We start from the raw sequence: 17,006 nt of genomic DNA, 5'->3' as shown, positions 1-17,006 counted from the left end.
CCCTCTTCAGGCAAGTGCTTCAGGGCCATACCTCTTGGCAGGGGGATGGCCCTTTTTTTATTTGCGAAACGTAAATTGGTTATAAATACATAGCTTCTTATTCCTTTACGGATATATCTCGCTCCCTATACTGGTCAACAAGCACGCAAACTTCCTGGAGGCGTCCCCATGCGCAATGAGTCAATTCGTTACCTGATTGTGCCGGGCTGGCAAGGATCGCCAGACAATCATTGGCAAAGCCACTGGCAGCGCAGCCTGCCCAACAGCGCTCGGGTCGAGCAGGCCGACTGGCTGACGCCGCAGCGGCGCGATTGGGTGCAGGCGCTGGAGCAGGCGATTGCCGCCGACAGTACGCCGGTAATCCTGATTGCCCACAGCCTGGGCTGCATCACCGTTGCCCATTGGGCCGCTGCGGCCAGCCCGGCCTTGCTCGCACGGGTACGTGGCGCCTTGCTGGTGGCACCGGCGGATGTCGAACGGCCAACCTGCGCGCCGGCGCTGCGCAACTTCGCGCCGATCCCGCTGCAGGCGTTGCCGTTTGCCAGCCAAGTAGTGAGCTCGGACAACGACCCAGCGGTGAGCGTGCCGCGGGCGCTGTATCTGGCCCAGGAATGGGCGGCCGAGGCGGGCCTGTTGGCCAATGCCGGGCATATCAACGTCAAGTCCGGGCATGAGCGCTGGGAGCAGGGCTTTGCCTACCTGTACCGCCTGCAAAGCCGGATCGAGCAGCGCACGCTACGGCGCGCCTGACCCGGCAGTTATCCACAGAATGCCTGAGACGCCCGGCTGCTGATGGCCCGGCGGGAGTTTGTCATGACCTTGCACGCCCCCTTCGGCCAGCCGCTGCTGACCTTCCCCGAGCTGGATAAAAGCCCGCTGAGCATTCGCGCCAAGGCGCTGGTGTTTATCGACCCGCGCTCGCAGCAGCTGCGCCGAGACCTGGAGCGTCTGGCAGTGCAGCCGCTGCCGGTGCTGATCCGTGGCGAAACCGGCACCGGCAAGGAGCTGCTGGCGCGGCAGATCCATCGCGCCAGCGACCGCGCCGGCCTGTTCGTTTCGGTCAACTGCGCCGCCATCAGCCATACCTACGCCGATGCCGAGCTGTTCGGCTACAGCGCCGGCAGCCACGGCGGCACCGCCAGCAGCCGGGCCGGTTGGTTTGGTTCGGCCAATGGCGGCACGCTGTACCTGGATGAGATTGCCGACCTGCCGTTGGCGATTCAGGCCAAGTTGCTCGCCGCGCTGGAAAACCGTGAAGTAACCCGGGTCGGTGCGCAGCAGCCGCAGCCGGTCGACGTGCGCCTGGTTGCCGCTTCGAGCATTGACCTGGCCCTGGCCGTGGCGGCAGGGCGCTTCAACGAGCGGCTCTACCTGTACCTGCACGAGGGCGAGCTGGAACTGCCGGCACTGCGTGAGCGGGTAGGCGATATCCTGCCGTTGGCCGAGTACTTCGTCGGCATCTACAGCGCCCGGCTGGAGCGGCCGGTGCCACTGATCAGCGACCTGGCCCAGCAAGCGCTGGAGGCGCATACCTGGCCGGGCAATACCCGCGAGCTGGAAAACGTCATCCATTTCGCCCTGCTGGTGAGCGATGGCGACGAGATCCTCGCCGAGCAACTCGACCTGCCCGACAGCGCACCGCTGGCCAGCCTGGCGGCGCGACTGAGCCAGCTCGGTCATAGCCGGGAGCCGCACACCAGCGTAGCCCTGCGCCAGTTGCTCGAGTCAGCATTGGCGGCACTCAAATAGTCGATCATGCGGCTAATAAGCGAAGTCGATGATGGCCAATTCTTTTTGATATAAGCAGCTAATCAAAAGATATTGTTCCGGAATATAAAATCCCGGTATCGTCCGCTTCACGCCCAGCGCAGCTTGCGCCGGGCACCCCATATTGCCGTCGCCGATGGCTCAGCTTACTTAAGGATCACCATGAAGAAATCCCTGCTGACTGCGGCCCTGGCTGCTGCCCTGGCGCTGACTGGCGTTGCCCATGCGGCCGAGAAACTGGTAGTCGCTGCAACCCCGGTGCCGCATGCCGAGATCCTCGAACTGATCAAGCCGACCCTGGCCAAGGAAGGTGTCGATCTGGAGATCAAGGTCTTCACCGACTACGTGCAACCGAACGTGCAGGTCGATCAGAAGCGCCTGGATGCCAACTACTTCCAGACCCTGCCGTACCTGAAGAGCTTCAACGAAGGTAAAGGCACCAACCTGGTCACCGTGATCGGTGTCCACGTTGAACCCTTCGGCGGCTACTCGAAGAAGATCAAGAACCTCAGCGAGCTGAAAGACGGCGCTACCGTTGCCATCCCCAACGAGGGCAGCAACAGCGGCCGCGCCCTGATCCTGCTGCAGAAGGCTGGCCTGATCACCCTGAAAGACCCGAAAAACGCCCTGGCCACGCCGAAAGACATCGCCGAGAACCCAAAGAACCTCAAGTTCAAGGAACTTGAGTCGGCCATGCTGGCGCGCGTGCTGGACCAGGTTGACCTGGACATGATCAACACCAACTACGCCCTAGAAGCAGGTCTGAACCCGGCCAAGGACGCCTTGATCATCGAAGGTAGCGACTCGCCGTACGTCAACTTCCTGGTGGCTCGCCCGGACAACAAGGACAGCGATGCAATGCAGAAACTGGCCAAAGCGCTGACCAGCCCGGAAGTGAAAGCCTTCATCGCCAAGAAATACAGCGGTGCGGTACTGCCAGCGTTCTGATTGCACGCTGACTGCCCTGAAAAAAACGCCGACGCATTTGCGTCGGCGTTTTTGTTTCTGCGAAAGGCTATTCGGCAGGCAGCAGGCGCAGGGTACTGCGCGCCGGGATCACGCCCAGCTGCCCCCGCTGATAACGGCCTTCGATGTAGTCCTCGGCCTGATCGCGATAGTGCCGGTCGAACGGCACGCCGCTCTGGCCGAGCGGGTTGATGCTCAATGCCTGGGCGGGGTCGGCGAAGTCGATGATTCGCCGGGTCGAAGGCCCATAGGTCACAGGCCATGGCGCGGGGCCGATCTTGGCCGAGAGGTTGTTCGGCGCCTCGTGGGTGCCCGGCGCGGCAAACGGGCCGACGTTGAACAGCAGGTTGAGCGGCTTCTGCACGCCCAGCGGATGGTTATGGGTCAGGGTATGCGCCTTGCCCCATTGCCAGTTGGCCGGGTCGGCGCCAAAGGTTTCGCCAAGGTGGGCCAGCGTCTTGTGCCAGGCCTCGCGCACCACCGCACTGCGCCCTGCAGGTTGACTGGTCCCGCGCTGGCTCCACCAGGGTGATTCCGGATCAGCTGCAAGTCGGGGAAGGGCGGCATCGATGGCGCGGGTGTTGAGCAGCATCGTGAACCAGGTATCGCCCAGCTCATCATGCAGTGCGGCATGGGCCAACTCGTACAGAAACTGGTTGAACAGGGTCGCGCTGGTCGAATCCAGCGGGTAGTCACCGCGCCAGGCTGCCAATTGCTCGACCAGCTCCTGCTCCTGCACGCCCTCGGCAGCTTCGCGCAGGGTCGCCAGCAATGGCGCGAGCAGGCGTGGGCCGTAGTCGCTGGCGGTGTCCAGTTGCAGCGCCTGGCTGTTGTCTGTGTCCCACTTGATCTGCGGGTTGGCCAGTTGCCGGTCAAGCTGGCGGCCGCGGTCGGCAAGGTTGTAGTAACCCGGCACCGGGATCGTGGCCGGTGGCTGAAAGTTAGCCGAGACGATGTAACCGCTGGCTGGATTTTCCTGCTGCGGGTTGAGGTTGAAGGGGTAGAAGCCAAGCTTGTCTGCCTGGCTGCTGCTGCCGTCGAGGATGAACGCCGGGTTGACCCCCTCCGGGCGGATTGGCAACTGCGCCGCGGCCCACCAGCCGATGTCGCCAGCGGCATTGGCCCACACCAGGTTCAGCCCGGGCGACTGAATCTTCACCGCCGCCAGGCGCATCTTGTTCAGGCTGTCGGCGCGGTTGAGCTGGTAGAAGCCCTCAAGAATCGGGTTTTCGGTTTGCAGAAACGCCCACCACATGGCAATCGGCGTGGGTCCCGCCGTTTCGCCGAGCACGCTGTTGACGATCGGCCCGTGGGACGAGCTGCGCAGGGTGATCTCGACCGGCGCTGCGTCCTTGACCGCGATCTGCTGCTGGCTGCGCTGCAGGGTTTGCCACTGGCCGTCGATCATCACCTGTTCGGGATTGGCCGGGTTGCTGCGCTCGGCAATCAGGTCGACGTCGTCGTTCTGGAACATGGTCAGGCTCCAGCCGAAATCGCGGTTGTGGCCGAGCAGGGCAAACGGGTTGAGTGCCTGGAAGTAGCCATACAACTCAAAACCCGGCGCCGCCAGCTCGGCCTCATACCACACCGCCGGCACGGCAAAGCCGATATGTGGGTCGCCGGCCAGCAGCGGGCGGCCGCTACGGGTGCGGCTGGCTGAAACTGCCCAGGCATTGCTGCCCTCGAACTGCGGCAGACCGGCGGCGGCCAGAGCATCCTGGCTGGCGCTGGCCAGTTGCTCGAGGCTGCGCCAGTCGACGGCTGCCAGGCGCGGGGCGAGGGCGCCTTCGGGCTGCCATTCCAGGTCGAAGATGTTCAGGTAATCGGGGCCGAGCTGATCGCGGATGTAGGTCAGCGCCGGTTCAGTGCGAAACGCGGCGGCGAAGCTGTAGGCCAGATACCCGGCGATGCTCAGGGTGTCTTCGGCGCTGAAGGGGCGTGGGGTGATACCGAGCAGGTCGAACTCGACCGGCTTGGGGTGGCTGGCCTGCCATTGGTTGACCCCATCCAGATAGGCCTGCAAACCTTGCCAGGCGGGGCCTTGGCGATCCTGACGCTGGACCATGCGGGCGGCCTGCTCGCGGATGCGCAGGCTGCGGAACAGGGTATCGGTGGCGACCAGCTTGCTGCCGAGCACTTCGGCCAGCTCGCCACGGGCCAGGCGGCGCATGATCTCCATTTGGAACAGCCGGTCCTGGGCGTGCACATAGCCCAGCGCGCGGTACAGGTCGGCTTCGCTCTGCGCCTGGATGTGCGGCACGCCGCGCTCGTCGTAGCGCACGTTGACCGGCGCTTGCAGGCCGCGCAGGCTCAGTTCGCCGTGGCGTTGGGGCTGCTTGCTGTGGACATACCAGTAACCGCCGGCAGCGGCCACGGCAATCACCACGACCAGCACGGACAAGCTGCGTTTCATCAGAACTCCTTGTGCATATCAACGCAAACGGTTGTCAGATCATTGACCGAATCGCGCCACCAGCATAGCCCCCAAAGGAGTCTGCATGTCCCTCAGCGAAAAACAGAAGATGCTCAGCGGCCAGCTCTATCACGCAGGCTGCCCCGAGTTGCAGGCTGAGCAACGCAGCAACAAGCAGTGGATGGACCGCTACAACGGCAGCGACGAGCAGCTCAAGCTCAGCCGCCATACATTGCTGGCCGAGCATCTTGCCGCAGTCGGCGAGGGCGTGATCATCCGCCCGCCGTTCTATTGCGACTATGGCTACAACATCAGTATCGGCGCCAACACCTTCATCAACTTCAGCTGCGTGATCCTCGACGTGCTGCCGGTACACATTGGCCACGACTGCCAGATCGCGCCGTCGGTGCAGATCTACACCGCCGATCATCCGCTCGACCCGGACGTGCGCCGCACCGGCCTGGAAAGCGGGCGCCCGGTGCACATCGGCAACAACGTCTGGATCGGTGGCGGTGCGATCATTCTGCCGGGGGTCACCATCGGTGATGACGCGGTGATTGGTGCTGGTAGCGTGGTTACCCGCGATGTCGCCGCCGGTGCGGTTGTGGTGGGCAATCCGGCCCGCGAGCGTCAGTCAGCCCAAGGGCAGTAACAGCCGACCGCGAGGGTGTTGGAGGCGCTGACATTGCGGTTCTCGAGCAAGGCCTTGAGGATCGGCTCGATGAAGCTGTTGCTGGAGTTGCACACCGCGCCTTCGCTGTACGGGCCGAAGTAGGCCAGTCGGCCCTGGCTGTCCCAGATCGCCACCGCAGGGCTGGCGGGCAGGCTGGCACTGCCGGGCAGTTCGCGCAGGACCTTGAGCGCGGCCAGGTTGGCCGGCAGCGCGCCATGGCTGGCGGGCTTCTGCAGCAGATAGAAACTCACTCCCTGCGGCGTGAACTGTTCGACCAGTTCGCTCAGGTGTTGCTGGTTGCCGACGTTGCACGGGCAGGCCGGGTCCCAGAAATGCACCACCCGGATCGCCCCGGGGCCGGCAAGCTCGGCTGGCAGGCGCAACTGGCTACCATCGAACAGCGTGGCCTGATTGGCGAACGGGCGCAGATAACGTGACTGGAAACTGTCGTAAGCCCACCAGAGCACGACGGCGCAGAGCAGGATGATGGCCAAGGTCGACAGCTTTTTCATGGGGGGGCCGCAGCTGCGGTACTCGCTTTTTGCAATGAGTTGGAGGGGCGCCCAGCTTGCCATGCGCCGCGCTTGAGCTGAATATCCCAGATCAATACTTGTTCGCGGATTTTGCCGATGCCTGCTCCTTTCAACGTCGACCTGCGCAGCGGCCTCGCGCCATTGTCGAGCCGCCAGCCGTTATCTGCCCAGGCGCTTGCGTACCAGCGCTTCTATGGCCTGGATCTGCCTGTGCAGCGTTTGCTGGGCAGCTTCGAGGCGGGCGGTTTCGAGCTGGTCGGCCAGGCCTGGCTGCCGCCGCAGCCGGTGGCGACGCTGTTCGTGCTGCACGGCTACTATGACCACATGGGGCTGTACCGGCATGTCATCGAGTGGGCACTGAGCAAGGGCTTTGCGGTGGTCAGCTGTGATTTGCCCGGGCATGGTCTGTCCAGTGGCGAGCGGGCCAGCATCAGTGACTTCGGGCTTTATCAGCAGACACTGGTGGCGCTGTTCGGCCAGGCCCGCGAGCTGGAGCTGCCACGCCCGTGGCATCTATGCGGGCAGAGCACCGGTGGCGCGATCGCGGTCGATCACGTGCTGCATGCCGGCGAACACAGCCCGGTCGATGGCGAGCTGATCCTGCTGGCACCGCTGGTGCGGCCGCGGGCGTGGCACTGGTCCAAGCTCAGCTATCGGTTGCTGCGCCACTTCGTCAACGGCATCCAGCGCCAGTTCAGCGAAAACAGCAACGACCCGGCGTTTCTGCCGTTTCTGCAGGCCGACCCGCTGCAACCACGGCGCTTGCCGACTGCCTGGGTAGGTGCGCTGATGAGCTGGGTCAAGCGGATCGAGGCGGCGCCGCCGAGCACGCGCAGGCCGTTGATCGTGCAGGGCGAGGCGGATGGCACGGTCGACTGGCGTTACAACCTCAAGGTGCTCAAGGCCAAGTTCGCTGATCCGCAGATCCTGCTGCTGCCAGAGGCGCGCCATCATCTGGCCAATGAACTGCCGGCAACCCGTCAGCGCTACCTCGATTTCATCAGCCAGCGGCTGGGCTGATTACTTGAGCTGATTGCCGTTCTGGCCGACCGCAAGCCCCGCACGCACTGCCGCCAGTGCCGCCTGGTAGTACGCCTGGCCGTCGGCGGACTCGGCGAAGTTGGCGAACTCTTCCAGTTCGGCATCGCTGAGCTCGCGGTAGACGTAGAGCAAGGTGTTGTTGAGGTCTTCGCCGATCTGGTTCATCAGGCGCTGGCGCTGGCCGTCGAGCAACCCTTGCGCCTGACCGCCACCAAACAGCCCTGGGATCATCGAGCTGAGGCTGTCGGCAGCCACGCCGGCGATCGCCAGGCTGACTTCGGCGCCGGCTTCGCGCGCGGGCAGGGCCTGGGCCAGGTGGCCCATGATCAGTTGCCGGGTGTCGCTGACCTGCAGCTTGGGCAGGCCTTTGGCGTTCTTGGCCAACTGGTCCTTGCGTGTGGCGAGCAACTCGGCGGCCACCACTTTGCGCCCCAACGGCGAATTGAAGAACGCCAAGGCTGGCGCCGGGTTGGCCAGCTTGCTGCGTAGCTGCGCCTGTGCGCGCTGGTCCATGGCCTGGGCCTGGAAGCGTTGGTTGCTGTTGCTCACCAGCGCCTGGTAAACCGCAGGCGGCAGGCTGTTGCGGTAGCGCTGTTGGGCAGCACTCACGGCATCATTGAAATGGGCGCGCTGGTCGGGCCAGCCGGCGGCCTTGTACAGCTGATCGAGGCTGTCTGCCCAGACAGGCATGGTGCAGATCATCAGCAACAGCAGGGAAAACAAACGGCGCATTCAGGACTCCTGTCGGCAGTGCGCTATTGTCCGTGGCGCAGTGGGAGTTTGTCGAGACGCAATGACGCCGGTCAGCCAAGTGGCGCTGGAGGGGGCCTGGGCGAATGGCTATGATGCGCCATGCACATTACTTCCGATGTTTCCAAGCTGTCCGCGATTGTCGATGACCTGGCCAGCCAGGGCTGGTCGCAGCAGGCCGACTTTTTGCCGGCCGAGCTGGTCAGCGCGCTGGCCGCTGAATGCCGGCGCCGCGCCGGCGACGGCCAGCTCAACCCTGCCGGGGTTGGCCGTGGCGGCACGCTAGAGGTTCGCGAGGCGATCCGTGGCGATCACATCCGCTGGCTGGAGCCTGGCGAGTCGAGCGCTTGCGACCGTTACCTGGACACCATGGACGCGCTGCGTCAGGCAATCAATCAGGGCTTGTTTATCGGCCTTGAAGACTACGAATGCCATTTCGCCCTGTATCCGCCGGGGGCGTTCTATCGGCGCCATCTGGACCGCTTTCGCGATGACGACCGCCGCGCCGTGTCGGCTGTGATCTATCTCAATCAGGACTGGCAGCCCGGCGACGGCGGCGAGTTGCGCATGTTCCTTGATGACCAGCGCGTGCATGACGTAGCGCCGACAGCGGGCACACTGGTGGTGTTTCTGTCCGGCGACGTGCCCCACGAAGTGCTGGCGGCCGGGCGTGAGCGCTTGTCGTTGACGGGTTGGTTCCGTAGGCGTGGCAATGAACCGTTCTGAATTGTCGCCGGTTTTGGTCAGCGCGTGTCTGCTGGGCCAGCCGGTGCGCTACGACGGGCGTGCCAGTGGCCATCCGGACGTGCTGCAAGGCTGGCAGGCCGAGGGTCGTGTGGTAGCGCTGTGCCCGGAGGTAGCTGGCGGCTTGCCGACCCCGCGGCCACCTGCAGAAATCCCCGGCGGGCAGGGCGCGCAGGTGCTCGACGGGCAGGCGCAGGTGATTACGGTGTCGGGCGAGGACGTCAGTGCGGCGTTTCTGGCGGGTGCGCAGATCGCCCTGGCGCTGGTGCGTCGGCACGGCATCCGGGTCGCCGTACTCAAGTCCGGCAGCCCCTCCTGCGGTAACCAACTGACCTACGACGGCAGCTTCAGCGGGGTCAAAGTGGCGGGGCAGGGCGTGACTACTGCGCTGCTGCGCCGCGAAGGCGTGCTGGTGTTCAGCGAGCTGCAGTTGGCCGAGGCGCAGCAGGCGCTGGCAGCCCTCGACCACTGAGATGTCATCAGCAGGTTACTGGCCGGCGGTAGGTTGCTCACCCTTGAGCCATTTCTTTTCAAGGTCCGCCAGCCTGCCGTCATCCTTGATCCGCTGCAGGGCGTTGTTCACTGCGCTCTCGAAGGCCGGGTTGTCTTTCTGGAACGGGATTACCAGCTTGTCACTGCCAAACGGCTGGCTGACATCCAGTGCCGCGTCGACCTTCTGCGCAGCGCGCAGCTGGCTCAGGGCAACATCGCTCTTGCCGCTCTCGACCTCTGGCAATATCTGCTCTGCGGGGGTTTCGATGAACTCGGCACGCAGGTCCAGCTCCTTGGCCAGGGCCTGGCCCAGTTCGACATCGAAGCCCGCCAGGTGTTCGTCCTGCTTGAAGGCATAAGGCGGTGTATCGGCTTGCACGGCAATGCGCAGTTCGCCCCGGTCGTTGATTTCGTCTATCAGCTCGGCCTGGGCCAACGGACTGATCAGTACTGTCAGCAGTACGCCAATGGTCAAACGCATGAGTATCCCTTCTTGTTCAGCAGGTAAATTTCATTCGCCGCTGCTTTATTTGTGGTGGCGGTCGAACGCTGGCTATGACCGTGGGTCTCTCCTAATGTTTAAACCGCTGATAAATTATTTGTGACAGCGGGCCCAGACACCTCGGGCCACATTTGGACTATGTTGATGCTCCGCTGCCGATCGTTACCTGGCGGCGGTCAATGAAGTGAATCACAGGAGAAGTGAATGAACAGCCTATTTTCGCGTGCTGCCGTTGCCGGTCTGCTCATGGGGGCGTCGGTACTGGCCAGTGCAGCGGATGCCCTGCAAAGCCAGGAGCCGCCGAAGGATGCCAAGGTCTTCATTGTTTCCCCGGCGGATGGTGCCACGGTCGACAAGACCTTTACCGTCAAATTTGCCATCGAAGGCATGGCGCTGAAACCCGCTGGCGACCAGACTCCGCATAGCGGCCACCACCACTTGCTGGTAGATGTCGACAAGCAGCCACTGAGCGATACACCGCTGCCGACCAGCCTTATGCCGGAAAACAACGCGCCGCTGCCGGCTGGGCCGCAGGTGCTGCATTTCGGCAAGGCGCAGACTGAAGCGACCATCACCCTGACACCAGGCAAGCACACCCTGCAGTTGGTGCTGGGCGACAAGTATCATGTGCCGTTCAAGCCTAGCGTTGAGTCGCAGAAAATTACCGTTACCGTTAAGTGAAGTAAATGGGGCCGCTTTGCGGCCCCAATATCTTCAGCCTGCAATCAAGCTCAGAACAGTACGCGCGAGCGGATAGTGCCCTTCACGTGCTGCAGTTTTTCCTGAGCCAGATCCGAATACTCGGCATCGACGTCGATCACCACGTAGCCAACCTTCTCGTCGGTCTGCAGGAACTGACCGGAGATGTTGATTCCGTTTTCGGCGAAGACCTTGTTGATCTCGCTGAGCACGCCCGGGATGTTTTCGTGGATGTGCAGCAGGCGGTGCTTGCCTGGGTGGGCCGGCAGGGCCACTTCCGGGAAGTTGACCGACGACACCGAAGTACCGTTGTCGCTGTACTTGACCAGCTTCTCGGCGACTTCCAGGCCAATGTTGGCCTGCGCTTCGGCAGTCGAGCCACCGATGTGCGGGGTGAGGATGACGTTGTCCAGGCCACGCAGCGGGCTTTCGAACTCGTCATCGTTGGAGCGCGGCTCCACCGGGAATACGTCGATGGCGGCGCCGATCAGGTGCTTGTCCTTGATCGCGTTGGCCAGGCTTTCCAGCTCGACCACAGTACCGCGGGCGGCGTTGATCAGGATCGAGCCCTTTTTCATCGCGCGGATTTCTTTCTCGCCGATCATCCACTGGGTTGATGGCAGCTCAGGGACGTGCAGGGAGACGATGTCAGCCAGACCCAGCAGTTCGTTGAGGCTAGCCACCTGCGTGGCGTTGCCCAGCGGCAGCTTGGTCAGCGGGTCGTAGAAGTACACCTGCATGCCAACGCTTTCGGCCAATACCGACAGCTGGGTGCCGATCGAGCCGTAGCCAACGATGCCGAGCTTCTTGCCGCGAATCTCGAACGAGTTGGCCGCGCTCTTGATCCAGCCGCCGCGGTGGCAGGCAGCGTTTTTCTCGGGGATGCCGCGCAGCAGCAGGATCGCTTCGGCCAGGACCAGCTCGGCCACCGAACGGGTGTTCGAGTAAGGCGCGTTGAACACGGCAATGCCGCGCTCGCGAGCAGCGCCGAGGTCGACCTGGTTGGTGCCGATGCAGAAACAACCTACCGCCACCAGCTTCTTCGCGCAGTCGAAGATTTCTTCGGTCAGTTGGGTCCGCGAGCGGATACCAATGAAGTGCGCGTCGGCGATCTTTTCCTTGAGCTCGGCTTCGGGTATTGAACCGGTCAGATACTCGATGTTGGTGTAGCCGGCAGCCTTGAGGGTATCGACCGCGTTCTGATGCACACCTTCAAGAAGAAGGAACCGGATCTTGCTCTTGTCGAGAGAAGTCTTGCTCATCTGCGTAAACCTGTATCCCGGAGAAATAATGGCGAGGAGGTGAAGCGGCGCGGCGTCGGCCTTAGCACGAACAGCGGGAGGGCTATGCTAGCATACGCGACACAATCTGAGCTCCCACCGACAGGTGAAGAGTGCTCAGGGTGACTATGAATAAGTCGAGAGTTCCGGCGATGACCCATCCTGCGGTAATGGAAGAGCTGCTGACCCTGGTCGACCCTGGCAAGGTGCTTACCGACCCTGCTTCGCTGGAGGCATACGGCAAGGACTGGACCAAGCATTACCCGCCTGCGCCAAGCGCGATTGTGCTGCCCAAGACCATCGAACAAGTGCAGGCCATCGTCGCCTGGGCCAATCGCCATCAAGTTGCGCTGGTGCCCTCCGGTGGCCGCACTGGCCTGTCCGCCGGGGCCGTCGCTGCCAACGGTGAAGTGGTGGTGGCCTTCGATGCCATGAACCAGGTGCTCGCCTTCAATGAGTTCGACCGCACCGTGGTCTGCCAGCCTGGCGTGATCACTCGTCAGTTGCAGCAGTTGGCCGAAGAACACGGTCTTTATTATCCGGTCGACTTTGCTTCGTCAGGCTCCAGCCAGATTGGCGGCAACATCGGCACCAATGCCGGCGGGATCAAGGTGATCCGCTATGGCATGACCCGCAACTGGGTGGCCGGCATCAAGGTCGTCACTGGCAAGGGCGAGCTGCTCGAGCTGAACAAGGACCTGATCAAGAACGCCACCGGCTATGACCTGCGCCAGCTGTTCATCGGTGCCGAGGGCACCCTGGGGTTTGTCGTCGAGGCGACCATGCGCCTTGACCGGGCGCCACGCAACCTCACGGCGATGGTTCTTGGCACCGCTGATTTCGACTCGATCATGCCGGTGCTGCACGCGTTTCAGGGCCGGCTGGACCTGACCGCCTTCGAATTCTTCTCCGACAAGGCCCTGGCCAAGGTCATGGGCCGCGGCGATGTCCCGCCGCCGTTCGCTACCGCCTGCCCGTTCTATGCACTGCTGGAATTCGAAGCCAGCAACGAGGACGTGGCCAATGACGCCCTGGCTACCTTCGAACACTGCGTCGAGCAGGGCTGGGTGCTGGATGGGGTGATGAGCCAGAGCGAGACCCAGCTGAAAAACCTGTGGAAGCTGCGCGAGTACATCTCCGAAACCATCTCGCACTGGACGCCGTACAAGAACGACATCTCGGTCACCGTTTCCAAGGTGCCGGCCTTCCTGCGTGAGATCGATGCCGTGGTCGCCGAGCATTACCCGGACTATGAAGTGGTCTGGTATGGCCATATCGGCGACGGCAACCTGCACCTGAACATTCTCAAGCCCGCTGACATGAGCAAGGACGATTTCTTCGCCTCCTGCGCCAGGGTCAACAAGTGGGTGTTCGAGATCGTCCAGCGCTACAACGGCTCGATCTCGGCCGAGCATGGCGTCGGCATGACCAAACGTGACTACCTCGGTTACAGTCGCTCAGCGCAAGAAATCGCCTGCATGAAGGCAATCAAGGCCGTTTTCGACCCTAACGGCATCATGAATCCGGGTAAGATCTTCGCTCCTGAATAAAAGCAGCCAGCACAAGGAATCGGCCATGAGTTACCAGCACCAGTATGTAGACGGCACGCGCATCCACTTCCCGCTGGGCAAAGTGGTCTGCATTGGGCGCAATTATGCCGAGCACGCCAAGGAACTGGACAACCCCATCCCGAGCGAGCCACTGCTGTTCATCAAGCCTGGCAGCTGCGTGGTGCCTCTGGCGGGCGGCTTCAAGATCCCGAGCGATCGTGGTGCGGTGCACTATGAAGCCGAAATCGCCGTGCTGCTGGGCAAGTCCCTTTCGGCCAAGCCATCGGTAGAAGAAGTGCTCGACGCCATCTCCGGTTTTGCCCCGGCGCTGGACCTGACCCTGCGTGACGTACAGGCCAAACTCAAGGAAAAGGGCCTGCCGTGGGAGCTGAGCAAGAGCTTTGATGGCGCCTGCGTACTGCCGCCGTTCGTGGCCGCCAGCGCATTCGACGACCTCACCGACATTCCGGTACGCCTGACCATCAATGGTGCCGTGCGCCAGGACGGCAGCAGCGCGCTGATGCTCAACCCGATCGTGCCGATGATCCAGCACATGGCCGCGCAGTTCTCGCTGCAGGCCGGTGATGTGATCCTGACTGGCACCCCAGCTGGGGTCGGCCCGTTCGAGGCCGGTGACGAGCTGGTGCTGGAACTGCCTGGCGTGTGCCGCTTCGAGAGCAAGGTGCTCTAAGGGGCTGTTTGCCTAGCGCGCTGGCTCCATGGTGGAGCAAATCCCCAGAGCGGGAGCCAGCGCGATGTTTATGCAAGGCTTGTCATTTTTTTCACAAACGATCTGGATAATGCGGCTACCCGAAAGCCCATTCGCCGCGGCCAAACCCTGCTCGGCTGTCTCAGGAATCTCCTGCCATGACGTCATCCAGCGCTTCAACTCCCCCTTCCCGCAAGCGACGCCTGTTCCTGCGTTGGCCCTTTTTGCTGGGTGTCGTGGCGGTGATCGGTTATGGCGTGGTGTTCGCCATGCACTGGGATGATCGTGGCCTGCTCTGGGTCAAGGAGCGCTTCGAAACCACCGGCGAGCGCAGCGAAAGCATCTGGCTGCCGGACTACACGGCCGACATCGATGCCAAGGTGCTGCCCGGCATGAACGATGACGAAGCCTCTGACCTTGCCTACAACCCTCGGACCAAAACCCTGTTTGCGGTGATGGGCAAGAACCCGTTTCTGGTCGAGCTGACGCTGGACGGTGACGTCTTGCGCAAGATGCCGTTGCATGGCTGGTCGAACCCGGAAGGCGTGGCGGTGCTTGAGGGTGACCATCTGGCCATTGTCGATGAGCGCAACCATGAGCTCACCCTGGTTAGGGTCGGGCCTGAGACCCGCGAGCTCAAGCGTGAGGATTTTCGCAGCTACGACCTGGGTGAGTCAGCCAATCAGAACAAGGGTTTCGAAGCCGTTGCCTGGGACCCGCTGCGCCAGCGTCTGCTGTTCGGCGAGGAGCGTCCACCGCGCTTGTTCACCTGGGCCACCGATGGTCGCAGCCCGCTTGCAGGTACCAAACAGCCAGTGCCCAGCGATGAACTCGACCTGCGCAACCTATCGGGCATGAGCATCGACCCGCGTACCGGTCACACACTGCTGCTGTCGGCTGATTCGAACATGCTGCTGGAACTGGATGAAACCGGCGGGCAAGTCAGCTTCATGACCCTGCTCGGTGGCTTCAACGGTCTCAAAGACCGTATCCCGCGCGCTGAAGGCGTGGCCATGGATGAGCACGGCACCTTGTACATGGTCAGCGAGCCGGATCTGTTCTACCGCTTCAAGAAGAAATAACGGTAAAGGCAATGATGGCATTAAGCTTGTCTTCAGCTGATCGTGATTAGCTTTGCCTCCCATTCACCGAGTTTGCCTCCATGCGCCGTTATCTCCGCTTGCCTGTGCTGTTGCTGCTGTCAGTTGTTGTCGTGTTACTGGCGATCGGCGTGAAGGGTTATGAATCGCGACTGTTCGAGCGCGGCTGGTTCAACCTCAAGACCTGGTGGCAGCCGGCCGAGCAAAGCATCGGCCTGGACCGTTATCAGGTGGTGCTTGAAGGACAGGTCATCGAGGGCCTGGATGACGATGTATCGGCGCTGACCTTCGACCCTGATCGTAAAACCCTGTTTACCGTCACCAACAAACGCTCCGAGCTGATCGAACTGTCGTTGGACGGGCGCATTCTGCGCCGCGTGCCGTTGACCGGTTTTGGTGATCCAGAGGCAGTCGAGTACATCGGCCCCAACAGCTACGTGATTACCGACGAGCGCCTGCAACGGCTCATCCGGGTGCGTCTGGATGACAACACGCGCTTTCTCGACGCCAACGACGCCGAGCAGCTCAGCCTGGGCATCGGCCTGAACGGCAACAAGGGCTTTGAGGGCCTGGCCTACGACTCGGCCGGCAAGCGCCTGTTCGTGGCCAAGGAGCGCGATCCGATGGTGATTTATGAGGTGCGCGGCTTCCCCCACGATAATCCCGAACAGCCTTATTCGGTGCAGGTCGACCAGGACCGCAAGCGCGATTCGCGGTTGTTCGTGAAGGACTTGTCGAGCCTGCAGTTCGATGAGCGCAGCGGCCATCTGCTGGCGCTGTCGGATGAATCACGGCTGGTGGTGGAGCTGGATGTGAAGGGCAAACCGCTGAGTACGCTGTCGCTGCGCAAGGGTTCGCAAGGCCTGCAGAAGACGGTGCCGCAGGCGGAGGGGATTGCCATGGATGATGCCGGGACGATCTATCTGGTCAGCGAGCCGAACCTGTTCTACGTGTTCAAGCAGCCGGCTGACTGAGTAGCGCAGCCCACGGCCACCTTGAACAGGGGCCGTGGGCGCATCGCTGTTTACTCGGCGGTGAGAGTCTTGACCCCTTCGGCGGTGCCGAGCAGCAGCACATCGGCCGGGCGCGCGGCGAACAGGCCGTTGGTGACCACGCCGACGATGGCGTTGATCTGCCGCTCGAGCTCGACCGGGTTGGTGATCTGCATGTTATGCACATCCAGAATCACGTTGCCGTTATCGGTCAGCACGCCTTCGCGGTAGACCGGGTCGCCGCCCAGCTTGACCAGCTCGCGGGCAACGTGGCTGCGCGCCATCGGAATCACTTCGACCGGCAGCGGGAACTCGCCTAGCACCGGCACCAGCTTGCTGCCGTCGGCGATGCAGATGAAGGTCTTGGCCACGGCGGCGACGATCTTCTCGCGGGTCAGTGCGGCGCCGCCGCCCTTGATCAGGTTCAGGTGCGCGTCGCTCTCGTCGGCGCCGTCCACGTAGAACTCCAGCTCGCTGACGCTGTTCAGCTCGTACACCGGAATGCCATGGCCCTTGAGGCGCTGGGCAGTGGCCTCGGAGCTGGCGACCGCGCCATCGAAGGCGCCTTTGTGCTGAGCCAGGGCGTCGATGAAGAAGTTGGCAGTCGAACCGGTGCCGACGCCGACGACGCTCTTGTCGTCCAGCTTGGGCAGAATGAGATCGACAGCGGCCTGGGCGACGGCCTGTTTCAGTTGGTCCTGGGTCATGCGGGCTCCGAGTGGGGCTGGGGAGTTTCGAGAGGCGCACAGTATAGCGGCAAGTGCCGGCAAAACCTCGGCTTTGCTGTGGTCCGCC

Annotated in this window: 18 protein-coding genes; 12 read left to right on the top strand and 6 right to left on the bottom strand. The window is 62.7% G+C overall.

What is annotated here, in order from left to right:
• Positions 1 to 168 precede the first annotated feature (168 nt).
• The 3 genes from AC58X1_RS11855 to AC58X1_RS11845 all read left to right on the top strand — a co-directional run bounded on the left by AC58X1_RS11855 (position 169) and on the right by AC58X1_RS11845 (position 2,715).
• A complete protein-coding gene (locus AC58X1_RS11855) occupies positions 169 to 750 on the top strand; it encodes an alpha/beta hydrolase (protein ID WP_150570412.1) in 582 nt (193 codons plus the stop codon).
• A 63-nt stretch (positions 751 to 813) separates the two neighbouring features.
• Positions 814 to 1,749, top strand: a complete 936-nt coding sequence (locus AC58X1_RS11850; protein WP_497428881.1) for a sigma 54-interacting transcriptional regulator — start codon at positions 814 to 816, stop codon at positions 1,747 to 1,749.
• 180 nt (positions 1,750 to 1,929) lie between these two features.
• Complete coding sequence (locus AC58X1_RS11845) at positions 1,930 to 2,715, top strand: MetQ/NlpA family ABC transporter substrate-binding protein (RefSeq protein ID WP_101315350.1); 786 nt, start codon at positions 1,930 to 1,932, stop codon at positions 2,713 to 2,715.
• A gap of 67 nt (positions 2,716 to 2,782) precedes the next feature.
• Here the strand turns inward: AC58X1_RS11845 and AC58X1_RS11840 are convergent, their stop codons facing one another.
• Entirely contained in the window at positions 2,783 to 5,146 is a 2,364-nt protein-coding gene (locus AC58X1_RS11840; RefSeq protein ID WP_497428880.1) for a penicillin acylase family protein, read from the bottom strand.
• Positions 5,147 to 5,231: 85 nt separating this feature from the next.
• On the opposite strand from AC58X1_RS11840, the gene AC58X1_RS11835 reads away from it, so the two are divergent.
• Entirely contained in the window at positions 5,232 to 5,798 is a 567-nt protein-coding gene (locus AC58X1_RS11835; protein WP_150573040.1) for a sugar O-acetyltransferase, read from the top strand.
• On the opposite strand, the gene AC58X1_RS11830 is transcribed toward AC58X1_RS11835, so the two are convergent.
• Entirely contained in the window at positions 5,777 to 6,331 is a 555-nt protein-coding gene (locus AC58X1_RS11830; RefSeq protein WP_497428879.1) for a DUF6436 domain-containing protein, read from the bottom strand. The two genes, AC58X1_RS11835 and AC58X1_RS11830, sit on opposite strands and share 22 nt — an antisense overlap.
• Before the next feature lie 117 nt (positions 6,332 to 6,448).
• Here AC58X1_RS11830 and bipL point away from each other — a divergent pair, with 117 nt between their 5' ends.
• Positions 6,449 to 7,372, top strand: a complete 924-nt coding sequence (gene bipL / locus AC58X1_RS11825; protein ID WP_150573039.1) for a phospholipase BipL — start codon at positions 6,449 to 6,451, stop codon at positions 7,370 to 7,372.
• Here bipL and AC58X1_RS11820 read toward each other — a convergent pair whose 3' ends face one another.
• Complete coding sequence (locus AC58X1_RS11820) at positions 7,373 to 8,125, bottom strand: DUF2059 domain-containing protein (RefSeq protein WP_101315360.1); 753 nt, start codon at positions 8,123 to 8,125, stop codon at positions 7,373 to 7,375. It lies immediately after the preceding gene.
• A 120-nt stretch (positions 8,126 to 8,245) separates the two neighbouring features.
• Between AC58X1_RS11820 and AC58X1_RS11815 the strand changes: the two genes are divergently transcribed.
• Together AC58X1_RS11815 and AC58X1_RS11810 are read left to right on the top strand one after the other, a co-directional pair.
• Entirely contained in the window at positions 8,246 to 8,869 is a 624-nt protein-coding gene (locus tag AC58X1_RS11815; RefSeq protein ID WP_101315362.1) for a 2OG-Fe(II) oxygenase, read from the top strand.
• Complete coding sequence (locus tag AC58X1_RS11810; protein WP_101315365.1) at positions 8,856 to 9,359, top strand: 2-thiouracil desulfurase family protein; 504 nt, start codon at positions 8,856 to 8,858, stop codon at positions 9,357 to 9,359. Before AC58X1_RS11815 ends, AC58X1_RS11810 begins: the two co-directional genes overlap by 14 nt.
• A gap of 15 nt (positions 9,360 to 9,374) precedes the next feature.
• Here the strand turns inward: AC58X1_RS11810 and AC58X1_RS11805 are convergent, their stop codons facing one another.
• Positions 9,375 to 9,860 (bottom strand): substrate-binding periplasmic protein, encoded by a 486-nt coding sequence (locus tag AC58X1_RS11805; protein ID WP_150573036.1) that lies wholly within the window; start codon positions 9,858 to 9,860, stop codon positions 9,375 to 9,377.
• A gap of 225 nt (positions 9,861 to 10,085) precedes the next feature.
• Between AC58X1_RS11805 and AC58X1_RS11800 the strand changes: the two genes are divergently transcribed.
• Positions 10,086 to 10,562 (top strand): DUF4399 domain-containing protein, encoded by a 477-nt coding sequence (locus AC58X1_RS11800; RefSeq protein ID WP_101315369.1) that lies wholly within the window; start codon positions 10,086 to 10,088, stop codon positions 10,560 to 10,562.
• Positions 10,563 to 10,612: 50 nt separating this feature from the next.
• Here AC58X1_RS11800 and serA read toward each other — a convergent pair whose 3' ends face one another.
• Positions 10,613 to 11,842, bottom strand: coding sequence for a phosphoglycerate dehydrogenase (gene serA / locus AC58X1_RS11795; RefSeq protein WP_101315371.1), 1,230 nt, complete (start codon positions 11,840 to 11,842; stop codon positions 10,613 to 10,615).
• A gap of 170 nt (positions 11,843 to 12,012) precedes the next feature.
• On the opposite strand from serA, the gene AC58X1_RS11790 reads away from it, so the two are divergent.
• From AC58X1_RS11790 to AC58X1_RS11775, 4 genes are all read left to right on the top strand, one after another.
• Positions 12,013 to 13,410, top strand: a complete 1,398-nt coding sequence (locus AC58X1_RS11790; protein ID WP_101315373.1) for a D-2-hydroxyglutarate dehydrogenase — start codon at positions 12,013 to 12,015, stop codon at positions 13,408 to 13,410.
• Between the two features lie 25 nt (positions 13,411 to 13,435).
• Positions 13,436 to 14,101 (top strand): fumarylacetoacetate hydrolase family protein, encoded by a 666-nt coding sequence (locus tag AC58X1_RS11785; protein WP_101315375.1) that lies wholly within the window; start codon positions 13,436 to 13,438, stop codon positions 14,099 to 14,101.
• A 176-nt stretch (positions 14,102 to 14,277) separates the two neighbouring features.
• Positions 14,278 to 15,201: an SdiA-regulated domain-containing protein gene (locus AC58X1_RS11780; RefSeq protein WP_150573034.1), complete on the top strand. Its 924-nt coding sequence runs from the start codon at positions 14,278 to 14,280 to the stop codon at positions 15,199 to 15,201.
• Positions 15,202 to 15,281: 80 nt separating this feature from the next.
• Complete coding sequence (locus tag AC58X1_RS11775) at positions 15,282 to 16,193, top strand: SdiA-regulated domain-containing protein (protein ID WP_101315379.1); 912 nt, start codon at positions 15,282 to 15,284, stop codon at positions 16,191 to 16,193.
• A 50-nt stretch (positions 16,194 to 16,243) separates the two neighbouring features.
• On the opposite strand, the gene rpiA is transcribed toward AC58X1_RS11775, so the two are convergent.
• A complete protein-coding gene (rpiA, locus tag AC58X1_RS11770) occupies positions 16,244 to 16,918 on the bottom strand; it encodes a ribose-5-phosphate isomerase RpiA (protein ID WP_103435641.1) in 675 nt (224 codons plus the stop codon).
• Positions 16,919 to 17,006 lie beyond the last annotated feature (88 nt).

It is taken from the genome of Pseudomonas sp. PGPR N4 (assembly GCF_059693665.1).
Note: the sequence above shows the minus strand (reverse complement) of the source record. Positions and strands in the feature narration are given on the sequence as shown.